At 64.6% G+C, this 1410-nt stretch carries 1 protein-coding gene; it reads left to right on the forward strand.

Features of this window, described 5'->3' with window-relative positions; genetic code table 11:
* Positions 1-122: 122 nt before the first annotated feature.
* Entirely contained in the window at positions 123-1370 is a 1248-nt protein-coding gene (locus QRN45_RS20175) for an IS256 family transposase (RefSeq protein ID WP_284764463.1), read from the forward strand.
* Positions 1371-1410: the final 40 nt, after the last annotated feature.

Below are 1410 nucleotides of genomic sequence, written 5' to 3' on the forward strand. Positions count from 1 at the left end.
AGTGGAGTCCCGCATAGTGGTGTAACGCCACGGTGGTTGTCTGCGTCGTTGCTGACGTGAAGGCGGTCACCGTGTGATCCTTCGAGGAAACTCTCACATCCCACTCGAAAGGCATCAACACGATGACCGCTCCCCATATTGTCGACCCCGTGACCGTGCTCGGCGAAGCCCTGACCGAGGCGTCCCCGGATTTGATGCGGCATCTGCTGCAGACCATGATCAACGCTTTGCTGTCCGCTGACGCCGATGCCGTCGTCGGCGCGGAATGGGGCGAACGCAGCCCTGAGCGCACCACCCACCGCAACGGCTATCGGCATCGGAACCTCGATACCCGTGCCGGGACGATCGATGTCGCCGTCCCGAAGCTGCGGCAGGGCAGCTACTTCCCGGAATGGCTCCTCGAACGCCGGAAACGATCCGAGGCCGCGCTAGTCACCGTGATCGCGGACTGCTACCTCGCCGGCGTCTCGACCCGCCGGATGGACAAATTGGTGAAGCAGCTCGGTATCCATTCCCTGTCGAAGTCGCAGGTGTCCAGGATGGCGGCCGATCTCGATGAACACGTGGAGGAGTTCCGGCACCGCAACCTGTCCGAGGCCGGCCCGTTCACCTTCGTTGCCGCGGACGCGTTGACGATGAAGGTCCGAGAGGGCGGTCGGGTCGTGAACACCGTGGTCCTGATCGCGACCGGGGTCAACGGCGACGGACGCCGCGAGGTCCTCGGACTCCAGGTCGCCACGTCAGAGACCGGTCCCGCATGGAACGCGTTCTTTGCCGATCTCACCGCCCGCGGCCTTGCCGGGGTGCAGCTGGTCACCTCCGACGCGCACGCCGGGCTGAAAGACGCGATCGCCGCGAACCTGCCCGGGGCAGTCTGGCAACGCTGCCGCACCCATTACGCCGCGAACCTGATGAGTGTGACACCCAAGAGCATGTGGCCGGCCGTGAAAGCGATGCTCCACAGTGTCTATGACCAACCCGACGCTGCCGCGGTGACCGCACAGTTCGACCGGACCCTGGACTACGTGAGCGAGAAACTTCCCGTCGTCGCCTCGCACCTGGACGCGGCCCGGGCAGACATCCTCGCGTTCACCTCGTTTCCCAAGGACCTGTGGCAGCAGATCTGGTCGAACAACCCCAACGAGCGGCTGAACAGAGAGATCCGCCGCCGAACCGACAGTGTCGGCATCTTCCCCAACCGGGATGCGATCATCCGCCTTGTTGGCGGCGTCCTCGCCGAGCAAACCGACGAATGGGCCGAGGGACGCCGCTATCTCGGCCTCGACATCCTCGCCCGCTCTCGCATGCGCCCCATCGCTGACACCGGAAGCGAGGTAGACACCGACACGATCATGGCCCTCAGCGCCTAAGCGAAGGATCAACCGTTACACCACTCCACGGGACTTGACC

This window comes from Arthrobacter sp. efr-133-R2A-63, assembly GCF_030209795.1.
Lineage (GTDB): Bacteria > Actinomycetota > Actinomycetes > Actinomycetales > Micrococcaceae > Arthrobacter > Arthrobacter bambusae_A.